Below are 18,775 nucleotides of genomic sequence, written 5' to 3' on the forward strand. Positions count from 1 at the left end.
CGAAGCTTTACCGCGATGCCGGCATACGGGGCGGTTCTTCACACAGCGGCAGGCGCACGATGGCGTCGCGGCTGATCCAGCAGGGGGGCAGGTCGACACCGTCCAGCTCCTGCTCGGGCACGCCGAACTGGATCACGTTCGACCATACCTTGAAGTTAGCCAGGAACGCTTACGAGAGGCATTCAGCAGTGTTCTCTGAGCGGTTTTGTAGATACATTGTAGATCATATAGTGGTTGACGAAAGTTCGCTCATGAATCTACAATGTATCAACATCAGGAGAACTTATGGAACTGTCAGTGCAGAAGTGGGGGAATAGCGCAGCTGTTCGCTTGCCTACCGAATTGCTCGGTATCCTCAAGGTGTCGCTAGGCGATAAGTTGAGCGTGAACGTTCAGCCGGACGGAGTATTGCTTAAAGCAGCGCGACCATCGTATTCGCTGGCTGATCTGGTCGCGCAGTGTGACCCGACGGCTCCGCATCCAGATGACCTGGCCGCATGGGCTGAAGTGAAGCCTGTCGGGCGCGAGGTATGGTGAGCCGCGTTAAATTCGGACGTGGCGACATTGTTATGGTCAATCCCGATCCAACCGAAGGGCACGAACAGCAAGGAATGCGTCCGGCGCTGGTCTTGTCGACGAGCGCCTTCAATGCCCTCGGCGTTGTATTGGTGGCGCCCATTACGCAGGGTGGTAATTTTGCACGCCACGCCGGTTTCGCGGCTTCGCTTGGCGGCTCGGGTACGAAAACGCAAGGCGCGGCGTTAGTCAATCAGGTGAGAATGCTCGACTTGGAGGCGCGAAAAGCAAAGCGTGTAGAGACTGCGCCCGAGTACGTGGTTGAGGATGCGCTGGCTCGTCTGCGCGCGATCACCGATTGAAAGAAAACCTGGAACCGAAAAATCTACACCCAGTCATGGAATATGCGATCCGGCAATCGGAAGCAATTTCGCAGCGGAAGAGTGAGCGATAAAAATAATCTGGTGTCGTCGCAGCGCACTGGCCCGTGCAGGAAGGACGAGTTGTAGCTGATATCGGTACCCTCGACCTTTTCTGAGCGCCATCGAACCCGATACTGTTCTTTAGCAAATCTGACCGGTAGAACAGGAAGGAAAATCCTACTTTGAGCAGTTTGAGGAGCAATAAGTGGGTAGAGCAACGAACAGTGCCATGCAGACGCGGGCGAATGCGCCTAAGCCTGACACAGGCCCATATATCGGTGAAGTGATGCTTCATTGCGTGATCCGGCCGGACGATTTCAAGCATACTCAAGCGATCATCGTATCCGGCGACGGCTGGAATATTTGTGGTCACGCATTGTTGCACGTCGGCCCTGGCTGGTTCTTCCATGTCGCTGGCCTGCATGACAGACCGCGATTCATGCGTCATGAAGGCTATCAGCGTTATCTACGAGAAAGTGATAAGCGTGAAATCCGTCGCACAATGGTGCATATCCCGGACATTTTTGGCGCACATAGAAAACTACTTGACCTGGTCTCCAGACAATGGCTGTGGCTGATGTTGCCTAATAACTGCACAACATTTTTAGAGCAAATCGTGCAAGCTGGAGGGAGCAGGGCCGGAATGGTGTTTAACTGCCCAAGCGCGGAGAAATTCGCACCATGAAACGCACGCTGGTCTCTTTGGGCATCGGGTTTTCAGCTGCAGTGCTGGCCTACATCGTCATTTTATTTGTTGAGCCAACGATGTACGTGGAAAAGGCTGGCAATATTATCGTGAATGCCTTCCTCATTGGTTCAATCGTCACAGCATTATCGTTCAACAGGTTTAAACGCAAACGTTAGCTACTCGGCTTTCCCGATCAATCCGGCCACTTCTCATTGATCGCCAGCGCCTTGTCCATATTCTTGATCAGCAGGTCGACATACGTCGGATCCAGATGGTGCCCCGCCACCTCGCGCAGGTGTTCGGTCACTTTTTCCGTCGGCCACGCATCCTTGTAGCAGCGCTTGTGGCTCAGCGCGTCGAACACGTCGGCCACCGCCACGATGCGCGCATACGGGTGGATGTCTTCGCCGCGCAGGCCTTGCGGGTAGCCGCTGCCGTCGTATTTCTCGTGGTGCTGGTGGGCGATCACTGCCGCCGCCTTCAGGATCGGGCGCTGCGAGCCGTCCAGGATCTGCAGCCCGATGGTCGGGTGCTGCTTCATGATTTCCCACTCTTCTTCGGTCAGGCGGCCCGGCTTGAGCAGCACCGCGTCGGGCGTGGCGATCTTGCCCACGTCGTGCATCGGCGCGGCGTGCATCAGGACCGCCGTCTCGTCGTCCGGCATGCCCGCGGCCTGCGCCAGCATCTGGCAGACCTGGGACATGCGGCGCACGTGGTTGCCGGCCTCGTGCGAGCGCGATTCGACCACGTCGCCCAGGCGCAGGATCAGTTCGGCCTGGGTGTCGGTGATTTCCTGGTTTAACAGGATGTTGTCGAACGCGATCGCCACGCCCGAGCAGAACACTTCCAGCAGCTGGGCGTCGATGTCGGAGACCTCTTCCACGCCCTTGAGCACCAGGAGCGAGGCCTTGCCGCTATTGTTTGGAAAGTAGCCGACATAGGTGTCGCCGTGCAGGCGCGAGATGCGGTTGCGGCGCGCGTCGTCCAGTTGGCCGAGCAGTTCCGGGCCGATCTCTTCCTTGCCGATGTCGCCGATCTGGGCCAGCACCTCGTACTGGCTGGCGCCGGTGATCACGCTGGCCGCCTTCAGGCGCAGCAGCATGCTCTGTTCCAGGCGCAGCAGGGCCACCACCTGTTGCAGCAGGCCGTTGGCGAAGTCCTTCAGGTTGCGTTGCTGGAAGATGTGGGCGGACGCCGCGATCACCCGTTCCAGGCCTTCGCGGTAGGTCTGCTGCACGCGGCGCGCTTCCTCGACCTTCATGATGTCGCGGTAGGCGCGCAGGGCGGCGAAGGTGGTGGTGAACAGCTTGGTGCGGTCGAGCTCGGTCTTTTCCTTGTAGTCGTTGATGTCGTAATCGACGATCACGCGTTCCTCGGGCGCCTGGCCCGGCTGGCCGGTGCGCAGCACGATGCGGGTAAACTGGTTGTCGAGCTCCTGGCGCATCCAGCGCGCCACTTCCAGGCCGCTGTCCTCGCGCTCCATCACCACGTCCAGGAAGACCAGCGCGATGTCCTGTTCGCGCGCCAGCACTTCCTTCGCTTGCGCGCCGCTGTAGGCATGCACGAAGGAAAGCGCGCGGCCGTCGAGGCGGAAGCGCGCCAGGGTCAGCTTGGTGATGTCATGGATATCGGGTTCGTCATCGACCAGCAATACTTTCCAGGGTGCGAGCTTGGGCACGGCGGAAGACAGGAAGGACATAGATGAATCCGATATTTTTGGGAAAGTTGTCTGGGGTAGGCTATTTTTGATCGTAAATATAGCCCGGAGTCAAGCGATTGTAGTACGACCCATGACCCTTAACAACAAGCAATATTGAATTCGTGCAATTGCGATGTAACAGCTAGTCTCTCAAAGAGGGAGGAGTGTTGCGGACAAAAGACAACCTACTTCAGGTGTAGCTCTTTTGACAACGCTCGCAGTAAAAGGCGCGCCGGCGCGTGGTGCCGAGATTGGCTTTTTTAAAAGGAATGTCGCAGCGGGGGCAGGTCTTCTTGGCATGGGCCAGCCAGTGCTGCTTGAGCACGAACGCTTTTTTCCAGCCCAGGAAATCGAAGCTGTAGCGGCGCGCCTCGTCGACCAGGGCGCGCAGCTTGGGCGCCGGCAGCGCCCCCACGGTCGACAGCGGATGGACGCGGATGCGAAACAGCACCTCGTTCTTGATGATGTTGCCGACGCCCGAAAAGATGTCCTGGTCGAGCAGGGCGTCGCAGGCCAGCAGTCCGGGCCGCGCGCGCAGCTTCTTGCGCGCCCGTTTCGGATCCCAGCTGTCCGACATGACGTCGGCGCTGACATCGTAGGCCTCGAAGGTCGCGCGGTCGATCTCGCGGATGGCGCAGGCATAGAAATTCATTTCACCGCCGTCTTGCGTCGCGATCGACAGGCGCGGCGGCTTGTCGCGCCGCTCGTCGATGCGATAGGTGCCGAACAGCAAAAAATGGATGCGCAGGACGAGGTCGGGCAGCTCGATCAGGAAGTGCTTGCCCCAGGTATGCAGGCCGACGATGCGCTGGCCCACCAGCCGGCCCGGATCGACGGCGCGGACGTTGCCGCCGGCGCGCACGATGTCCTGGCCCACGAAACGGGCCGACTGTTCCTTCAGGATGACGAGCGATGGACCTTCGGGCATGGCATTCTCCTTGTGCCATTCTCATCCGTCACCACCTGTTGGTCATGTGCGAGGCCTAACATTTGGATACAAACTACGACGATTCGAGACGAGCGCGGCTGCGCGAGGCGGCGTATATTCCAGGGCAGGACGAACGATAAAAGCAATCCTAGGAGCTAGAGCGATGAAATCATTATTGATGAAAACGGCCTTCGCGGGCCTGTGCGCGCTGACGGCCGGCGCCGCCTCGGCCGGCGTCACCGTGAAGTACATCGAATCCGACAAGTTTGCCGACCTGCCTTTCGCGCCATGGGAGCGCGAGCAGGTGCTGAAGGACTTGAGCGACCATTTCACCAAGCTGGGCGGCCAGCTGCCGGAAGGCCAGGACCTGGCGATCGAAGTCCTTGATGTCGACCTGGCCGGCAATGAATACCCGAACCTGCGCGGCGGGCGCGAGCTGCGCGTCCTGAAAGGCATGGCGGACTGGCCGATCATCAACCTGCGCTATTCGCTGACCCAGAACGGGCAGGTGCTCAAGGGCGGCGATGCGCGGCTGGCCGACATGAACTACATGCAGCGCCTCAGCCGCATGTCGGACAGCGACAGCCTGCGCGCCGAGAAGCGCATGATCGACGACTGGTTCAATGAGACCATCCTGAACAAGAAACGGGGCCGGTGAGCGTTCGTCTTTACCCTGCGTTTCAGTAGCGCCCGCAGTACTGATGCCGTTAGTTAAGCTGCTGAGCTAGCCGTCAAATACGTCGTCCCCGCGCAGGCGGGGACCCAAGTTCTGCAAGCGTCGTCGAAGCGCTTGCAAGATGGGGTCCCCACCTTCGTGGGGAGTCGTTACTGCCAGTGGCAGTAACGACGTCTTTACGCTAACTCACGAAAACCTTCGCCTTGTCTTGACGTCATGACGCCCGCAGGGCGCCTTTTTCCGCTAGTCGTCCTTCCCCACCGCCCTGGCGCTGCTTGCCCTGAACGGATCGCGCACCGTGTAGTCCGATGGAACCTTGAACAGGGCCGCCGGCGGCTCGCCGCGCTTGAGCTTGTCGAGCCGGTACACCACGTCGCCGCTGCGCGGATCGCTGCGCTTGTGGTACACCGTCACCTGCAGCTCGGGCGCGTACCAGGTCTCGCTGCTGACCTCGATCGGCGCGCGGTTGCCGATCTCGCCGGCCGGGATCGTGTAGCTGCGCTGGTTGCCTTCGGCCTGCACGCCCGAGAAATCGCGCCCGCCCAGTTCGCGCGTGACGGCCTTGGCCGACCATTTGCCGTCGTTGGCGGCGCCGATGATCATCGGCGTGATGTGCGCCGACAGCGCCCGCGCCGCCGGCATGGCCGCAGGGCTGGGCTGGGCGACGCGCACGCGCACCTCGGCCGCGTCAAGGCCGCGCTGGACGTCCTTGACGATGACGTGCGCGCCTTCCGGCAGCTTGCCTTCCCTGCGCAGCTGGTCGATGCGCTCGCGCGCCCCGTCGGCCGCGCGCCGCTGCTGGTCGGCGCTGGCGCGCGCGCCGTCCGCCTGGACGCGGGCCTGGTCCGCCGCGATCCGGGCCTGCGCCGCCGCGGCGCGCGCGGTGTCCGCGTCGGCCCGGGCGCGCTCGGACCGCATGTCCAGGCGCGTGGCGCTCTTGCGCTGCGGGTTCAGGATCCAGCGCGCGCCTTCGACCGGGTCGCTGATGGTGATGGTGCGCAGCGCGCCGTCGTCGCCGTGCACCTCGGTGCGGGTGCGGCCGGCGCCGTCGCGGTACTGCATCGAACGCGAGGTGTTGACGATCTGGTTGCCGTCGGCCAGCCGCTGCATGCTCTCCGAGACCGCTTCGGCGCTGTAGGGCGCGTTCTTGACGATGCCGGCGCCCGAGATCCTGAGCATGGACGCGGCCAGGCTGGCGCTGTCGCCGGCGCGCTGCGCGGCCTGCTGGCCGGGCGCCAGCGTCACCGCGCCCTGGCGGATCACGATGCGGCGTTCGCCGTCGCCGCCCTGGCCGGTCGTGGTGTCCTCGGCCAGGGCCGGCGCAAAGGCGCTGGCCAGCAGGGTCGCGATCAAGAAGTTCCTGGTATTCATACAGTCCTCGTAGTCGATTGGGTCAGTTGACGGCGCTCAGGCGCACCGCCAGGGGATGGCCGTCCTGCGCCACCAGCATTTCGGCGCGCACCGTCTCGCCCGCGGTCTGCGGATCGAGCGGCATGCCCAGCGGCGCCAGCGCGCTCTGCGGCAGCTCGGCCTCGACCACCCGCGTATAGGGTTCGCGCTCGATCCGCTCCAGCGATTCGAGGGCGATGAAGGCGGCGCCGTCGTCGACGCCGATCAGCGGCGGGCCGATCGTGATCGCCTGGTGCGGCGCCAGCGCCAGCAGCACGGCCACGCCGCACAGCGAGGCCAGGGCGCCGGCCGTGCCCCATTGGGGCGGCGACAGCTTGCGGTACCAGGGCTGCTTTTTCGGGAACTGGCGGGCGAAGGCCTGCAGCAATTCCTTTTCCACGCAGCGCGGGGCGTCCATCGCGGCCAGCTCGCCGCGCAGCGCGGCCAAGCCGGTGGCGAGCAGCGGGTCGGGATTGTCGTGTTGGTCGTTCATCGTTCTTCCTTCCAGCATCATTCGCTTGTCATCTGCCCTGAGCGAGGCGCGCATCGTGCGACGGTGCGCTCTGCAGGGCCTGCAGCCGCCTGGCCAGCGCCTGTCGTCCACGCGCCAGGCGCGAGCGCACGGTGCCGATGTCGACCTGGCAGACGGTGGCGATCTCCTGGTACGACAGGTCGTGCAGCTCGTACAGGATCACCGGATCGCGGTAGTGCGGCGGCAGCAGCGACAGCGCGCGCCGCACCGCTTCCGCCACTTCGTTGTCGAGCAGCCGCGCCAGCGGTCCGGCGACGTCGCTGGCCGCGTCCAGCTCGGGTTCGCCTTCATCGTCCAACGGTTCGGGCAAGGGCAGGTGGCGCTGGCGCGCTTCGTCCAGCCTGAGCGCCAGCTTGCGCGCCACGCCGAACAGGAAGTGCTGCAGCTGGCCGCGCAGCGGGTCGTAGCCGAGCCGCCCCGTCAGCAGGCCCATGAACGCTTCCTGCACGATGTCGGCCGCCGCGTCGCCCGAGCCGCAGCGCAGCAGCGCGTAGCGGTACAGGGGCCCCTGGTGCCGCCGGTACAGCGCGGTGAACGCCTCGGCCTGTCCGGCGTGGACCTGGCGCAGCAGTTCGGTGTCGTTTGGTTCTGTCGTCAAGGTCATGGCAGTCTTCTTTTCTTGTATTCCGCCGGGCACCTCAAAAAGTTCCAACTATCTTCAGATAGCAAAACGCCCCGTGCCGAACAATCGGGACGGGGCGTGCCGTATAAGGGGGGGACTCGGTCGAATCAGGGGGCGACTCAGTCGACCCAGTTCACGCGTTCGAATTTATTGCGGAAGTCCTCCGGCATGTGGCACACCTGGCTTGTCTTGTAATTGAAGAAAACGAAGCCGGATTTGGCCATGGCGATGAGGGTCTTGTCGCGCGGCCGGGTGATGCGGAAGATCAGGTCGCCGCCGTACTTATTGAAATCCATGACACCGACTTCGAACAGCAACTGGTCGCGTCCATACGCTTCGGCGCGGTAGGTCGCGGCCAGGTCGGTGACGATGATGCCGTTGCCGTCGCGCTCGGTCTCGGCGACACCGAATTCGAACAGGAAGCGCGCCCTGGCTTCGGAGATCATCGCGATCATCGATTCATTGCCCAGGTGATTGGCGGCGTTGATGTCCGTGACCCGTACCGTCAGCTGCGTCGAATAGTAATACTGGTCTTCCGGAAGATTGAGTTGTAGGCGTGCCATTTCTTTATTCTAAACTCATTGAGGGGCGCCGCGTCCGATTTTATGGATGGCCCCGCTGGTCGTCAGTAAGTACAGCTCGCCTTCGGCGTCCTGGCCGAAAGACACGACGCCGCCGATGTCGCCGATCTTCCAGTCGCGCTGTTCGACGATGCCGTTCCCGGTGGCAATGCCGGTGGCAAGGAAACTCTTCAGGTAGCCGCCGCAGAAATCGGAATAGAGATAGCGGCCCGCCAGCTCGGGCAGGGCGCGCCCGCGGTAGACGAAGCCGCCGGTGATCGCGCAGCCGTTGACGTCGTTCGCGCCGTGCTCGTATTCGAACACGGGCAGGGTCAAGCCGGCGCGCGCGCAGGTCGCGGCGCCGTAGCACAGCGTGCCCTCCATCACGTTCCAGCCGTAGTCCAGGCTGGCCTGGCCCGTGCCGACGATATTGATTTCTTCGCGCTGGTCCTGGCCGACGTCCGTCAGGTAGAGCTGCCCGGCGTCGAAGCTGAAGCGCCACGGGTTGCGCAGGCCTGAAGCCCAGATCTCGGGGCGGCGCCCGGCCACGTCGCGATAGGGATTGCCGGCCGGGATCGTATACGGCTGGGCCGTGGTGGCGCCGGCCACGTCGATGCGCAGCAGCTTGCCGAGCAGGCTGGCCAGGTTGCGCGCATTGCCTTGCGGGTCGCCGTCGCCGCCGCCGTCGCCGGTGCCCAGGTACAGGTAGCCGTCCGGACCGAAAGCCAGCTGGCCGCCGAAATGGTTCTGGTACGTCGGGTGCGGGATGCGCAGGATGACCAGGCCGGACGTCGGGTTGGCGGCCGTCGCCGTGGCGCCGGCGCTGAAGCGCTCGACGACGATATTGCGCTGCAAATCGGTGTAGTAGACATAGAAATAACCGTTGCCGCCGAACTGAGGGTCGAAGGCGAGCGAGAGCAGCCCGCCTTCGCCTTCGGTGGAGACGCGCGCGCCGATGTCGAGGTAGGGCTGGTCGCGCATGCTGCCGTTATCGACGATGCGCACCCGCCCCGGGCGCTCGGTGACGAACAGGCGGCGCTCGCCGGGCGCGGCGGTCAGCCATGTCGGGCTGTCGAGCCCGGCGACGACCAGCGTCGTGGCCAGCGTCGGCGCCCCGCTGCCATAGGTCCCGGTGGCGGCCGCGGTGGCGCCGGCGCTGACGGTCGCCGCTTGCGAGGCCGGCGACGGCTGATAGGTGACGCCGCCGCTCGTGACCGGCGAAGCCGACACGTTATAGCTGCCGGGCGTCAGGTTGCCGAGGGTCTGGGATTGCGTGAGGTCGTACAGGTAATTGTTGGGGCCGGTGACCCGCAGGGCGGGGTTGACGCCGGCCGGCAGGCCGCTGGCGCTGACGGCCAGCGAGCCGGTGCTGGCCGGTGGAGGGACCGCGCCGGTGATGCCCGGGCTGCCGCCACCACCGCCGCAGGCAAGCAGGACCATGCCGATGAGCATGGACCCGAACAGCAACAGCAGGTGCCGCAGATGCTCGATGCGCATGGTTGCCCCCATGACGGTCGTATCGCTTGCGTAGCGGGCAGGTTGACACGCCAAACGACCAATGGCGGGGAGCAGCACACACCGCGCCATTCCCAACCATTGTTCGCGCCCAATCGATGGGCAGCTTCAAGCCGATGCGATTACTTCTTCGCTTCGACGCCCGGGGTGGCCGAGCGCGCCAGGAAGGCCTGGGTGATCTGCGGCAGGTGGTCCAGCAGCCAGGCCGCCATCGCCTTTTCCTGCTCCAGGATCTGTTCCAGCTGGGCCTGGGTCGCGGTGTCGCCCACGGATTTCGCCGCCGCGATCAGCGCGGTATAGCTCGAGATCTCGACGTTCTCGAACACATAACCGGCCATGGCGCCCTTGACCACTTCGTCGCTGGCCGCCATGCCGCCGACGGCCTGGCCAAAGGCCGCCAGGCGGGCGCCGATGTCCTTCAGGACCGAGTTGTCGGTGCCGCGGCGAGCCAGGATCTCGTTGAGCACGCCGTGCTGCCAGCGGGTCTCGTCGATATGCTGGACGATGCGCGCGCGCAGCTCAGGATAGTGCTCGAGGCGCTCGGCCTGCGCGGTCAGCATCTGCTCGGCCTGCTTTTCCATCGCGTGGGCATCGCGCAGCCAATCGTTGAAATTCTCGTCTGCAGTCGTCGTCATGATTCCTCCGTGAATGTTTAAACAGGTGGCGAAGTTCGCCCTGCCATGACCATCGCAGAGTTGGACGCGTATGTTTGTTCGGTGTTACACATAGTCGAACCATCCGGCACACCGGCAGTTCATGGTGTTGACGGCGATCGCGTGGGTGTCCTGGTACCTGCGTTGGTACGGGTCTTGCTGACCACGCCCGCAGGATTGACCAGCACGACGAATTCGGAAAATTGCCCGCCGCCGGCCGGCGACTGATACACCCAGGCTTCGTAGCCGCTGTCGAAGCGCACGCTCCTGGTCGGGCCGAAGGTGGCCAGCAACTCGGCCTTGGTCGTGCGCCCGGCCACCACCGCCGCCGACAGCCGCTCGGCCGCGACAATGGCGCCCGGCGGCGCTGCCTGCGTCGCGCAGCCCGCCAGCAGCGCCGCGTACAGGAACAGGAACAGGAACAGGCGCAGCTTCATGGCGCCGCGCCGCCCGGCGCATCGACCATGTAGTCGAACTCGACCAGCGTGTCGTCGGGCCAGCTCGCATCCCACAGCGGCACGTAATAAGTGCGGTCGAGCAGCGCCTGGCAATCGCAGAAGGGCAGCATGTCGGGCGTCTGTTCGCCGCCGGCGTACAGCATAGCGAAGGGCAATGTTTCGACCCGCTCGCCGGCGCGCAGCGTGACCGAAAAAATCGGCCGCTCGGCGAAGAACAGGTAGTTGCCGTCCGGGCTGGTGCACACTCCCTCGGGCGTGTTCAGCGCATCCGAAATCCAGCCGAACAGCGGCGAGCTGTTCGAGACCAGGCCGGCTTCCTTGCCGACCCGGCACTCCAGGCGCAGGTCGCCCAGGCGGCGCGTGCCTGCAGGCACGCCGGCCGGCAAGCCGGAAGTCTCGACACGCGCGCGCCAGGTCATGCTGGCGGTCTTGCGGTTGGCGAGCACGGCGGCGTCTTCGTGCAGGGCCCGGGCGTTGTAGGGCAGAACGAAGAAATTGTTCTCGTCGACAGGCACCGGCACCGACACCGTGTCGCCGGCGATGCGGAGCACGATGCCGCGCATGTCCGTGGCCGGCAGGCGTGGCAGCAGCTGGAAGCGCAGGGTGGCGTTGGGGGCGAGGGCGCGTTCGCGTTCGAAGCGCTCCATGCCGCGGATCATCTTGCGGTAGGACTTGTCGACCGGGTCGCGGGTGGATTTGACGCTGACGGTGTTCTGGCCGGCGGCGTGCGCCGGCAGGCAGAAGAACGCGGCCATGAACACGCTCATGGCCAGGCTGGACGCGATGCGGGGCGGCCGCATCGGCGATTACCAGTACCGGACGCGGCCGGTATCCATGTGGACGAACTGCGAGCTGGCGTAATAGCCGACGCCGCCGCCCTTGAGCGACATCGCCGCTTTCTGCAGGGAACGCAGATCAGTGCCCGGCAGGCGGATGTCGATCGCCTTGCCGTCCATGTGCAGGCTGCGCTTGGCGACGCCGCCGCTGCCGTGGCTGGCCAGGAAGGCGTTCGATTCCGGCGCGCGGTAGCCCGAGATGATGTGCAGTTCCTTGCTGTTGCCGAGCTTGTCATTGAGCTGGCCGAGCAGCAGCAGCAGTTGCGGATCGATCTCGGCGATCTTGTTGCTGCGGTGGTCGCGCAGCACTTTATTGATGTCTTTCAGGGCATCGGGGACGAACGCGCCTTCGGCCCAGAACGTGCTCTTCAGTTTTTCGCCCGTGTGCGTGTTGTAAAAGCGCAGGCAGCACTCGCCGGACAGGAAACTGCTGTCGGGTGATGTATTCTTGGCAAGGGTTGGAAGGGCGAGGGAGGAAGATGCGAGGAGGAGAGAGCTCTTGAGGAAGGAGCGTCGCTGAATCATGAAGGAGGTCCTTACGTGGTTCGCTGAACCGTCAATGATACGCCGATTGCGTCGAACGTGCAGATAAAATGACGGAAAATGCGGTGAATCAGCTACGATGTCAAGTGTTCAATGTTTTTTGAGAGAGGAAATTATGCCGAGTATTGTCAGGAAGTTCTTGAGCAAAAAACTGGTTCTGGCCGCCACATTGGCAACGGTCGGCGCCGCCGCCGCAGCGCAAGAAGTGACGCCGGTCGACAAGCCGCCGCTCGCCAAGGGCTGGAAGCTCGACACGGTCGCCACCGGCGCGCCGCAACCCTGGGGCATGGCCTGGCTGCCGGATGGCCGCATGCTGGTCACCGGCAAGCAGGGCACGCTGCACATGTTGAACGGCAAGAGCTTCCAGCAAATTCCTCTCGACGGTTTGCCGAACCTGTACGCCAGCGGCCAGGGCGGCCTGCTCGACATCGCGGTCCATCCGGCCGATAAAACGAATCCGCGCATCTACATGACGATGGCCAGCGGCACCGATGACGAGAACCGGACCGTGCTGGTGCAGGGCGTGTTTGATGGCAAGCGCGTGACCGGCATCAAGCAGCTATTCGCGGTCAACCTCGGCAAGAGCGGCGGCCAGCACTTCGGCTCGCGCATCCTGTTCCTGCCCGATAACACCATCCTGATGAGCATTGGCGACGGCGGCAATACGCCCCAGCGCATCGGCAATATGCTGGCGCGCGATCAGGCCCAGAACCTGGCCTCGCACACCGGCAAGATCCTGCACCTGACCGATGCAGGCCAGCCGGTCGGCAAGGGCGCGCTGGCCGGCAAGGACAACGCCCGCCCCGAGATCTACAGCTACGGCCACCGCAACGTGCAGGGCATGGCGCGCGATCCGAAGAGCGGCCGCGTCTACGCCAACGAGCACGGTTCGCGCGGCGGCGACGAGATCAACGTGATCGAGGGCGGCAAGAACTATGGCTGGCCGCTGCAGAGCTATACGCTCGACTACGGCACGCGCGAGCCGATCGGCATGAAGGTGGTGCCGGGCACGGTGCAGCCGATCGTGGTGTGGACGCCGTCGCCGGCGCCGTCGGGCCTGGCCTTCTATACCGGCAAGGACTTCCCGCAATGGCAGGGCAGCCTGTTCAGCGGCAGCCTGGCCGGCCAGGACGTGCGCCGCGTGCAGCTCGACGCCTAGGGCAAGGTGACGGCCCAGGAGTTGCTGCCGGTCGGCAAGCGCGTGCGCGACGTGCGCCAGGGGCCGGACGGCGGGCTGTACGTACTGACCGATGAAGCCAAGGCCAGCCTGCTGCGCATCGCCCCGAAGTGATGCACGCTGCATGATGTGGCGCCTGCCAGGCGTATGCATGCATGTTTTTGTTTGTTGACAGCGTGAAACCTGCCTAGAATGAATGTTCGCAAGGCGCGTCCCTGGGGCGCGCCTTGTGCGTTTCATTCCCGTTCCCCGTCCCGACCCATCAGGAGGAGCAGTATGGCAGTTTCCGTTCGTCGCACCATCGGCCTCGCCGCAGCTCTCGCGCTTGCGTTTGGCACGTCTTCCCTCCAGGCCGCCCCAGGCAAGCCGGCCGCCGTGCCGGACATCCCGATTCCAGACATCAAGTACACCAAGTTCACGCTCAAGAACGGGCTGACGGTGCTGGTCCACGAAGACCGCAAGACGCCGGTGGTGGCGATCAATACCTGGTACCACGTCGGCTCCAAGAACGAGAAAGTGGGCAAGACCGGCTTTGCCCACCTGTTCGAACACCTGATGTTCAGCGGCAGCGACAACTTCAACCATACCTACCTGAACGCGATGGAGCGCATCGGCGCGACCGACCTGAACGGCACCACCAACCAGGACCGCACCAATTACTTCCAGAACGTGCCGACCTCGATGCTCGACTATGCGCTGTTCGCCGAGAGCGACCGCATGGGCCACCTGCTGGGCACGGTCGACAAGAAGAAGCTCGACATCCAGCGCGGCGTGGTGCAGAACGAAAAGCGCCAGTTCGAAAACCAGCCCTACGGCATCGCCTGGGAACTCCTGACCACGAATACCTACCCGGCCGGCCACCCGTATTCGTGGACCGTGATCGGCAAGATGGAAGACCTCGACGCGGCCTCGATGACCGACGTGCAGGACTGGTTCAAGCAGAACTACGGCCCGAACAATACGGTGCTGGTGCTGTCGGGCGACATTTCGCCGGAACAAGCGCGTGAAAAAGTAGAGCAATACTATGGCGCGATCCCGCCGGGTCCGCCGCTGGCCAAGCATGACGCCTGGATCGCCAAGCGCAGCGGCAGCCACCGCACGGTGGCGCAGGACCGCGTGCCGCAGTCGCGCATCTACCGCACCTGGAACGTGCCGGGCGCGCACACGCAAGAAGAAGCGCTGCTCGACCTGGCCGCGCGCGTGCTGGGCGGCGGCAAGACCTCGCGCCTCTATAAACGCTTGGTGTATCAGGATCAATTGGCTACTAGCGCGGTCGCGAGCGACAGCTCGTCCGAGCTCGGCGGCCAGTTCAGCATGACGCTGACCGCGCGTCCGGGCGCCGACGTGGCGAAGATGGAAAAGGTCGCCGACGAGGAGCTGCGCGCGCTGATGAAGAACGGCCCGCTCGATGCCGAACTGCGCCTGGCCAAGACCGCGATCCTGGCCCAGTACACGCGCATGATCGAGCGCGTCGGCGGCTTCGGCGGCAAGAGCGACCTGCTGGCGTCGTGCGAGACCTATACCGGCAATCCGGACTGCTACAAGGTCTACCTGCAGCGCATCAAGGATGCGACCCCGGCCATGGTGAAGAAGGCCATGAACGACTGGCTCAGCGACGGCGACTTCGTGCTGCAGATCGACCCGTTCCCGACCGGCCTGGCCGCCACGCAAACCGGCCTGGACCGCAGCAAGACGCCGGACACCGGCAAGGCGATGTCGCTCAAGCTGCCGCCGATGCAGCGCACCACCTTGTCGAACGGCCTGAAGGTCGTGCTGGCCGAGCGCCATGAGGCGCCGGTGGTCAACCTGCAGATGCTGGTCGACAGCGGTTACGCCTCGGACAACGCCGACATGCCGGGCGTGGCCAGCCTGGCTCTGCGCATGTTGGAGGAAGGCACGGGCCGCCGCAAGTCGCTGCAGATCGGCGAAGAGCTGGAAAGCCTGGGCGCGAGCTTCGGCGCCAGCACCAACCTCGACGGCGCCTACGTCTCCATGAACGCGCTCAAGGCCACCTTGCCGCAGGCGCTGAGCCTGTATGCGGACCTGGTGCTCAACCCCTCGTTCCCGCAGAACGAATTCGCGCGCCTGCAGCAGGACCGCCTGGCCGCGATCGCGCGCGAGAAGTCCGATCCGCAATCGATTGCGATGCGTCTCGCGCCGGCCCTGCTGTACGGACCGGACCACGTGTACGCCAAGCCCGGCACCGGCACCGGCACCGGCACCGGCACCGAGGATGCCGTCAAGCGCATGACCCGCGCCGACCTGGCGGCCTACCACGCCACCTGGTTCAAGCCGAACAACGCCACCCTGCTGGTGGTGGGCGACACCACGCTGGCCGAGATCACGCCGATGCTCGAGAAAGCCTTCGGCGCCTGGAAGGCGGGCGACGTGCCCAAGAAAGTGATTGCCGAAGTGGCGCCGCGCGCCGCGCCGGTGGTCTACCTGGTCGACCGTCCCGGCGCGCTGCAGAGCGTGATCCTGGGCGGCCAGCTGGCGCCGCCGCGCAACAGCCCCGAGGCGCTGCCGCTCGAGATCGTCAACGACGTGTTCGGCGGCACCTTCAGCTCGCGCATCAATATGAACCTGCGCGAAGACAAGCACTGGTCGTATGGCGTGCGCAGCCTGGTGTCGCCGGCGATCGGCCAGCGCCAGTTCATGAGCATCTCGCCGGTGCAGACCGACAAGACCGGCGACGCGCTGAAAGAACTGGTGGGCGAGTACCGCAACATCGCCGGCGCCAGGCCGATCGCGAACGAGGAGCTCAAGTTCGCGCAGGACAATAAAACCCTGCGCCTGCCGGGCAGCTTCGAGACCGCGGGCCAGCTGGCCGGCGCCTACTCGACGATCCTGCAGTACGGCATGCCCGAGGATTACTTCAACACTTATACCGAGAAGGCGCTGGCGCTCACGCCGCAACAGGCCAATGCCCTGGCCGCGCGCAGCTTCGTGGCCGACGGGCTGGTGTGGGTGGTGGTGGGCGACATGGCCAAGGTCGAGAAGGATATCCGCGCCCTGAACCTGGGCGAGGTGCGCCGCATCGACGTGGACGGCAAGCCGCTGCCGTAGGCAGGGTCATGAAAGGGTGCCCGTGCGCCGGGCACCCTGAGCGACGTATGACAGGCCGGGACGGGCGCGGCCTGGCAAGCGGTGTGCTATCCCGCGCGCTGGATGTCCGCCGTGATCTCGTAGGCCCGCAGGCGCGCCGCGTGGTCGTAGATCTGCGAGGTGATCATCAGCTCGTCGGGCTTGGTCTTCTCGATGAAGGCGCGCAGCTGATGGGCCACCGTCACGCGCGAGCCGATCGCCGAGCACGACAGCACGCTGTCGAGCATCATGCGTTCGGGCAGGTCGAGCGCTTCGAGGTAGCCGCTCACCGGCGGCTTGAGCTTGGTCGGGCGGCCGGTGCGCAGGCTCACGAAGGCCTGCTGCATCGAGGTCGCCAGGAAATGCGCTTCTTCGTCGGTGTCCGCGGCGAACACGTTAAAGCCCAGCATGATGTACGGTTTGTCGAGCTTTTCCGATGGCTGGAAGTTGCTGCGGTACATATCGATCGCCTGCATCATCATCTGCGGCGCGAAGTGCGAGGCAAACGCATAGGGCAGGCCGAGATGCGCCGCGAGCTGGGCGCCGAACAGGCTGGAGCCGAGGATCCACACCGGCACGTCCAGGCCGGCGCCGGGGATGGCCTGCACCGGGCGGCGGGTCGAGCCGGCGAAATAATCCATCAGCTCGACGACGTCTTGCGGGAATTCGTCGGCATCCGACGCCAGGTTGCGGCGCAGGGCGCGCGCCGTGGTGTGGTCGGAACCCGGCGCGCGGCCCAGGCCGAGGTCGATGCGGCCCGGAAACAGCGCCTCGAGCGTGCCGAACTGTTCGGCGATCACCAGCGGCGAATGGTTGGGCAGCATGATGCCGCCGGCGCCGACGCGGATGCGCGAGGTGCCGGCCGCCACATGGCCGATCAGCACCGCGGTGGCGGCGCTCGCAATGCCCGGCATGCCGTGGTGTTCGGCCAGCCAGAAACGGTTGTAACCCCAGCGTTCGCCATGCTGGGCAAGGTCGAGCGAGCGCTGGAACGAGGTGGCCGCATCGCTGCCTTCAGCGATCGGCGAGAGGTCGAGTATCGAAAAGGGAATCATGGATCCATGATACGCCGATGCGAAAAAGTGCGTGCGCGACCACCCAAAAACGCCGGGATCGCCAGTTGGTTTAGTATCTGGTCATGATGCCCAGACACTTTTTTCGCAGGCGTTCTGCCGCCATCCCTGCCGCCATGCTGCTGGCCGGCTGTGTCCATCAACCGGCTTCCGTGAGCGTCGAACCCCGATTTCATCCTGAACGCGTGACCGCGATCGACCACGCCATCGATGCCGCGATCGCCGCGCGCAAGCTGCCGGGCGCGGTGTACCACCTCGAACGCGGCGGCGCCAGTTACGCGCGCGGTTACGGCCGGCTCAGCTATGAAGAGGGCGCCGCCGCCGTCACGCGCGCGACGGTCTTCGATGCGGCCTCGCTGAGCAAGGTGCTGGTGACGGCGCCGGCGGTGCTGATGCTGGCCCAGGAAGGCATGGTCGACCTCGAGGCGCCCCTCACGCGCTATTTCCCGGAATGCGGCGGCGGCGGCAAGGAGGCGATCACGATCCGGCACTTGCTGACGCATGTGTCGGGCCTGGCGTCGGGGCTGCCGGCGAAACCGGCGTGGCAGGGCCGGGTGGCGGCGCTGTCCCTGGCCTGCGCGCAATCGGTGACCCATCCGCCGGGGAGTTTTTTCCGCTATTCGGACATCAATTACATCCTGCTGGGCCTGCTCGTCGAACGCACCGCGGGCGTGCCGCTCGACCGCTTCGCCCAGGAGCGCATCTTCGCTCCGCTGGGCATGCTTGACACCGGCTACCGTCCGCTGGAACGCTTTCCGGTGCAACGGATCGCGCCGACCCAGCGCGGCGCCATCGAGGCGGCGCAGCTGCCCACGGCCCATGGCGACCTGGCGCCGGGCGCGCCGCTGCAGGGCGTGGTGCACGATCCGACCGTGCGGCGCATGGGCGGCGTGGGCGGCTCGGCCGGCGTGTTCTCGACCGTGGATGACGTCGCCCGTTTCGGCCGCATGCTGTTGGGTAATGGAGCGCTGGATGGCGTGCGCATCCTGACGCCGGAGAGCGTGCGCCTGCTGACGACGGTGCAGTCGCCGTCCGGCATCGCGGCGCTGCGGGGGATGGGCATGGACATCGATTCGCCGTATGCCAGGCGTCCGCGCGGCGCGCTCTATCCGCTCGGCAGCTACGGCCATACCGGATTCACCGGCTGCATCCTGTGGGTCGACCCGCAGTCACGGAGTTTCTATGTGTTCCTGTCGAACCGGGTCTATCCGGACGACCGCAGCGTGGTGCTGCCGCTGTACACGCAGCTCGGGACGCTCTCTGCGCAGGCCGCTACGGGAGCTCTGCAATAAGCGCAAGATAAGCGCAAGATCAATGCAATTAAAAGACGATGATGTATTTCCGCACGGCTACCGTGCGCTCCCATCCGTAGCTTGTCCGTAAACTGGATTCCTCACTCGACGC

19 protein-coding genes and 1 pseudogene are annotated in these 18,775 nt (G+C 64.7%); 8 read left to right on the forward strand and 12 right to left on the reverse strand.

The genetic code is table 11. The annotated features are described in order from the left end of the window. Positions 1-285 precede the first annotated feature (285 nt). The 4 genes from ACZ9AQ_RS17380 (at position 286) to ACZ9AQ_RS17395 (ending at position 1,802) form a co-directional block, all read left to right on the forward strand. A complete protein-coding gene (locus ACZ9AQ_RS17380) occupies positions 286-537 on the forward strand; it encodes an AbrB/MazE/SpoVT family DNA-binding domain-containing protein (RefSeq protein ID WP_429205923.1) in 252 nt (83 codons plus the stop codon). Next, on the forward strand, positions 531-878 hold the full coding sequence (locus ACZ9AQ_RS17385; RefSeq protein WP_429205921.1) for a type II toxin-antitoxin system ChpB family toxin: 348 nt from the start codon (positions 531-533) through the stop codon (positions 876-878). Before ACZ9AQ_RS17380 ends, ACZ9AQ_RS17385 begins: the two co-directional genes overlap by 7 nt. A gap of 289 nt (positions 879-1,167) precedes the next feature. Further along, entirely contained in the window at positions 1,168-1,623 is a 456-nt protein-coding gene (locus tag ACZ9AQ_RS17390) for a hypothetical protein (RefSeq protein ID WP_429205919.1), read from the forward strand. Further along, positions 1,620-1,802 (forward strand): hypothetical protein, encoded by a 183-nt coding sequence (locus ACZ9AQ_RS17395; protein ID WP_429205918.1) that lies wholly within the window; start codon positions 1,620-1,622, stop codon positions 1,800-1,802. Before ACZ9AQ_RS17390 ends, ACZ9AQ_RS17395 begins: the two co-directional genes overlap by 4 nt. Positions 1,803-1,819: 17 nt before the next feature. Here ACZ9AQ_RS17395 and ACZ9AQ_RS17400 read toward each other — a convergent pair whose 3' ends face one another. Together ACZ9AQ_RS17400 and ACZ9AQ_RS17405 are read right to left on the reverse strand one after the other, a co-directional pair. Then, on the reverse strand, positions 1,820-3,325 hold the full coding sequence (locus ACZ9AQ_RS17400) for an HD domain-containing phosphohydrolase (RefSeq protein ID WP_429205916.1): 1,506 nt from the start codon (positions 3,323-3,325) through the stop codon (positions 1,820-1,822). A 190-nt stretch (positions 3,326-3,515) separates the two neighbouring features. Beyond that, positions 3,516-4,253, reverse strand: coding sequence for a DNA-formamidopyrimidine glycosylase family protein (locus ACZ9AQ_RS17405; RefSeq protein WP_429205915.1), 738 nt, complete (start codon positions 4,251-4,253; stop codon positions 3,516-3,518). A 163-nt stretch (positions 4,254-4,416) separates the two neighbouring features. Between ACZ9AQ_RS17405 and ACZ9AQ_RS17410 the strand changes: the two genes are divergently transcribed. Continuing rightward, positions 4,417-4,911, forward strand: a complete 495-nt coding sequence (locus ACZ9AQ_RS17410; protein ID WP_429205914.1) for a DUF3016 domain-containing protein — start codon at positions 4,417-4,419, stop codon at positions 4,909-4,911. 261 nt (positions 4,912-5,172) lie between these two features. Here ACZ9AQ_RS17410 and ACZ9AQ_RS17415 read toward each other — a convergent pair whose 3' ends face one another. The 9 genes from ACZ9AQ_RS17415 to mepK all read right to left on the reverse strand — a co-directional run bounded on the left by ACZ9AQ_RS17415 (position 5,173) and on the right by mepK (position 12,019). After that, positions 5,173-6,300: a hypothetical protein gene (locus ACZ9AQ_RS17415; RefSeq protein WP_429205912.1), complete on the reverse strand. Its 1,128-nt coding sequence runs from the start codon at positions 6,298-6,300 to the stop codon at positions 5,173-5,175. Between the two features lie 22 nt (positions 6,301-6,322). Continuing rightward, positions 6,323-6,811, reverse strand: coding sequence for a hypothetical protein (locus ACZ9AQ_RS17420; protein WP_429205911.1), 489 nt, complete (start codon positions 6,809-6,811; stop codon positions 6,323-6,325). 28 nt (positions 6,812-6,839) lie between these two features. Next, positions 6,840-7,454 (reverse strand): RNA polymerase sigma factor, encoded by a 615-nt coding sequence (locus tag ACZ9AQ_RS17425; protein ID WP_429205909.1) that lies wholly within the window; start codon positions 7,452-7,454, stop codon positions 6,840-6,842. A 137-nt stretch (positions 7,455-7,591) separates the two neighbouring features. Continuing rightward, entirely contained in the window at positions 7,592-8,035 is a 444-nt protein-coding gene (locus ACZ9AQ_RS17430) for a thioesterase family protein (RefSeq protein WP_429205907.1), read from the reverse strand. 15 nt (positions 8,036-8,050) lie between these two features. Then, positions 8,051-9,529, reverse strand: a complete 1,479-nt coding sequence (locus tag ACZ9AQ_RS17435) for a PQQ-dependent sugar dehydrogenase (protein WP_429205906.1) — start codon at positions 9,527-9,529, stop codon at positions 8,051-8,053. Between the two features lie 140 nt (positions 9,530-9,669). Further along, positions 9,670-10,182, reverse strand: a complete 513-nt coding sequence (locus ACZ9AQ_RS17440; RefSeq protein WP_429205905.1) for a ferritin-like domain-containing protein — start codon at positions 10,180-10,182, stop codon at positions 9,670-9,672. Positions 10,183-10,301: 119 nt separating this feature from the next. Then, positions 10,302-10,637 (reverse strand): hypothetical protein, encoded by a 336-nt coding sequence (locus ACZ9AQ_RS17445; RefSeq protein WP_429205903.1) that lies wholly within the window; start codon positions 10,635-10,637, stop codon positions 10,302-10,304. Then, the gene (locus ACZ9AQ_RS17450) at positions 10,634-11,458 is read right to left on the reverse strand and encodes a hypothetical protein (protein ID WP_429205902.1); all 825 of its coding nucleotides are present in this window, start codon (positions 11,456-11,458) and stop codon (positions 10,634-10,636) included. The genes ACZ9AQ_RS17445 and ACZ9AQ_RS17450 overlap by 4 nt, the downstream gene beginning before the upstream one ends. Positions 11,459-11,464: 6 nt before the next feature. Next, entirely contained in the window at positions 11,465-12,019 is a 555-nt protein-coding gene (mepK, locus tag ACZ9AQ_RS17455; protein ID WP_429205901.1) for a peptidoglycan L,D-endopeptidase MepK, read from the reverse strand. Positions 12,020-12,323: 304 nt separating this feature from the next. Here mepK and ACZ9AQ_RS17460 point away from each other — a divergent pair. Next, positions 12,324-13,328 (forward strand): annotated as a pseudogene (locus ACZ9AQ_RS17460) (PQQ-dependent sugar dehydrogenase). Positions 13,329-13,490: 162 nt separating this feature from the next. Then, positions 13,491-16,280: a M16 family metallopeptidase gene (locus ACZ9AQ_RS17465; protein ID WP_429205899.1), complete on the forward strand. Its 2,790-nt coding sequence runs from the start codon at positions 13,491-13,493 to the stop codon at positions 16,278-16,280. Positions 16,281-16,366: 86 nt separating this feature from the next. Here the strand turns inward: ACZ9AQ_RS17465 and ACZ9AQ_RS17470 are convergent, their stop codons facing one another. Continuing rightward, on the reverse strand, positions 16,367-17,353 hold the full coding sequence (locus ACZ9AQ_RS17470) for an LLM class flavin-dependent oxidoreductase (RefSeq protein ID WP_429205897.1): 987 nt from the start codon (positions 17,351-17,353) through the stop codon (positions 16,367-16,369). 170 nt (positions 17,354-17,523) lie between these two features. On the opposite strand from ACZ9AQ_RS17470, the gene ACZ9AQ_RS17475 reads away from it, so the two are divergent. Next, positions 17,524-18,663, forward strand: a complete 1,140-nt coding sequence (locus ACZ9AQ_RS17475; RefSeq protein ID WP_429205895.1) for a serine hydrolase domain-containing protein — start codon at positions 17,524-17,526, stop codon at positions 18,661-18,663. The last annotated feature ends 112 nt before the right edge of the window (positions 18,664-18,775 follow it).

The organism is Massilia sp. UYP34, from assembly GCF_056279385.1.

Bases quoted from the DNA above. Each gene is read 5' to 3' on its own strand.
- ACZ9AQ_RS17380 (WP_429205923.1), top strand. From the start codon at position 286: ATGGAACTGTCAGTGCAGAAGTGGGGGAATAGCGCAGCTGTTCGCTTG.
- ACZ9AQ_RS17385 (WP_429205921.1), top strand. From the start codon at position 531: ATGGTGAGCCGCGTTAAATTCGGACGTGGCGACATTGTTATGGTCAAT.
- ACZ9AQ_RS17390 (WP_429205919.1), top strand. From the start codon at position 1,168: ATGCAGACGCGGGCGAATGCGCCTAAGCCTGACACAGGCCCATATATC.
- ACZ9AQ_RS17395 (WP_429205918.1), top strand. From the start codon at position 1,620: ATGAAACGCACGCTGGTCTCTTTGGGCATCGGGTTTTCAGCTGCAGTG.
- ACZ9AQ_RS17400 (WP_429205916.1), bottom strand. From the start codon at position 3,325: ATGTCCTTCCTGTCTTCCGCCGTGCCCAAGCTCGCACCCTGGAAAGTA.
- ACZ9AQ_RS17405 (WP_429205915.1), bottom strand. From the start codon at position 4,253: ATGCCCGAAGGTCCATCGCTCGTCATCCTGAAGGAACAGTCGGCCCGT.
- ACZ9AQ_RS17410 (WP_429205914.1), top strand. From the start codon at position 4,417: ATGAAATCATTATTGATGAAAACGGCCTTCGCGGGCCTGTGCGCGCTG.
- ACZ9AQ_RS17415 (WP_429205912.1), bottom strand. From the start codon at position 6,300: ATGAATACCAGGAACTTCTTGATCGCGACCCTGCTGGCCAGCGCCTTT.
- ACZ9AQ_RS17420 (WP_429205911.1), bottom strand. From the start codon at position 6,811: ATGAACGACCAACACGACAATCCCGACCCGCTGCTCGCCACCGGCTTG.
- ACZ9AQ_RS17425 (WP_429205909.1), bottom strand. From the start codon at position 7,454: ATGACCTTGACGACAGAACCAAACGACACCGAACTGCTGCGCCAGGTC.
- ACZ9AQ_RS17430 (WP_429205907.1), bottom strand. From the start codon at position 8,035: ATGGCACGCCTACAACTCAATCTTCCGGAAGACCAGTATTACTATTCG.
- ACZ9AQ_RS17435 (WP_429205906.1), bottom strand. From the start codon at position 9,529: ATGCGCATCGAGCATCTGCGGCACCTGCTGTTGCTGTTCGGGTCCATG.
- ACZ9AQ_RS17440 (WP_429205905.1), bottom strand. From the start codon at position 10,182: ATGACGACGACTGCAGACGAGAATTTCAACGATTGGCTGCGCGATGCC.
- ACZ9AQ_RS17445 (WP_429205903.1), bottom strand. From the start codon at position 10,637: ATGAAGCTGCGCCTGTTCCTGTTCCTGTTCCTGTACGCGGCGCTGCTG.
- ACZ9AQ_RS17450 (WP_429205902.1), bottom strand. From the start codon at position 11,458: ATGCGGCCGCCCCGCATCGCGTCCAGCCTGGCCATGAGCGTGTTCATG.
- mepK (WP_429205901.1), bottom strand. From the start codon at position 12,019: ATGATTCAGCGACGCTCCTTCCTCAAGAGCTCTCTCCTCCTCGCATCT.
- ACZ9AQ_RS17465 (WP_429205899.1), top strand. From the start codon at position 13,491: ATGGCAGTTTCCGTTCGTCGCACCATCGGCCTCGCCGCAGCTCTCGCG.
- ACZ9AQ_RS17470 (WP_429205897.1), bottom strand. From the start codon at position 17,353: ATGATTCCCTTTTCGATACTCGACCTCTCGCCGATCGCTGAAGGCAGC.